Origin of the sequence: Pseudoalteromonas sp. S4492, from assembly GCF_005886115.1 — a bacterium.
Taxonomy (GTDB): domain Bacteria; phylum Pseudomonadota; class Gammaproteobacteria; order Enterobacterales; family Alteromonadaceae; genus Pseudoalteromonas; species Pseudoalteromonas gelatinilytica.
Genome location: NZ_PNCP01000171.1, coordinates 1 through 1,469, shown reverse-complemented (window position 1 = coordinate 1,469; position 1,469 = coordinate 1). Strand labels below are relative to the sequence as shown.

General features: G+C 47.4%; 1 protein-coding gene. It reads left to right on the top strand.

Features of this window, described 5'->3' with window-relative positions; genetic code table 11:
• On the top strand, positions 1-1,328 hold a 1,328-nt coding region (locus tag CWC28_RS21285), incomplete at its 5' end, for a transposase (RefSeq protein ID WP_212746817.1).
• Between the last annotated feature and the right edge of the window lie 141 nt (positions 1,329-1,469).

Genomic DNA, 1,469 nt, shown 5'->3' with positions numbered 1-1,469 from the left:
AGAAGACCGTATTAGGGGTAATGATTGCCGGAATCATCGTCACCGAAACCCTTTGCTGGGCTGCATTTGAGCGCAGAAGCCTTGGCAAATTCAAACCCACCCGACTTTGCTGGGTTTTTTACTCGGCAAAAATAGCCTGGCACTCCTTGCTACAAGCCAGTGTTCGCAACATATTGAACCATTACAATATCAACAGCGGTGTCCTTGATTTTGATGATTCTGGCAAGAAACGATCTAAAAGAACAACCCGCATTACTGGTGCTCATAAGGTCAAAGATAAAGCCACAGGCGGTTACTTTAACGGTCAACAGCTGGTGTTTATGGTGTTGGTGACTGATGTCGTCACAATTCCTGTGGGGTTCCGTTTCTTTGAGCCAGACCCGGTATTGTCTGCCTGGAGGAAGAAAGACAAGCAACTAAGGCTCAAGGGCGTCGCTAAACAAGATCGTCCCAAACGCCCAAAACTGGATCATCAGCGTTATCCGACCATGCAGTCATTGGCACTGGAAATGCTCCGGGAGTTTGTTGAAGCTTTTCCAGATTTGAAAGTCAAAGGAGTTCTGGCTGATGCGCTTTATGGAACGGGTGAATTTATGGACAAAGCCTCCGCTCTCACCACGAAAGGGCAAATTGTCAGCCAGTTACGCTCCAACCAGAAAGTGGCCAGCCGCAATTCTGAGACGACAGTGAAAGAGTATTTTGCTCGACAAAAAGGTGTAGAAACTCGCCTGATCATTCGTGGAGGCCAAACCAAAAAAGTGACAATGTTATCTGCCCGTTTGTATGTCAAGGCACATAACAGACGTCGATTCGTGATTGCGCTCAAGTATGAGGATGAAGAAGAATACCGCTATCTGGTGGCTTCTGATATGTCATGGCATCACGCGGACATAGCCCGATTTTATTCGCTGAGGTGGTTGGTCGAGGTTTTTATTCAGGACTGGAAAGCCCATGGAGGCTGGAACAAACTGAGCAAACAGAGAGGTGTTGAAGGATCTAAGCGTGGCGTGATCCTGAGCCTCCTGTGCGAGCATTTATTGTTGCTGCACCCAGAGCAATCAGTCCGGCTTAAGAACAATCAGCCCGGGATGCCTGTAGGCTGCCTGACCGAACACCTTAAGGCCGAAGCATTAGTGGACACTGTCAGAGATGTAGTGGCATCGGACAACCCAAAAAAAGCGCTGGAAGAACTGACTCAAGCATTAATAGACGTACTGCCGGTGCGTGATTCAAGCAGACATATGGCAGGACGAGACCTTGGCAGGCAGGAACCCACAGAGTCACTCAAGGCGCATGCCAGAAAGTTTGAGCTACTGGATGCGGCCTGAATGTCAACTATGAAAAACTGCAGAATCGAGTTTAAAGAGCACAATAAGTAACACGAATTCTAATCCAGTTAAAAACCCTCAGATCCAATTTCTTATAGACAGGGAGAACAATAATTACTGCCTCGTTCTGATGAATATTGA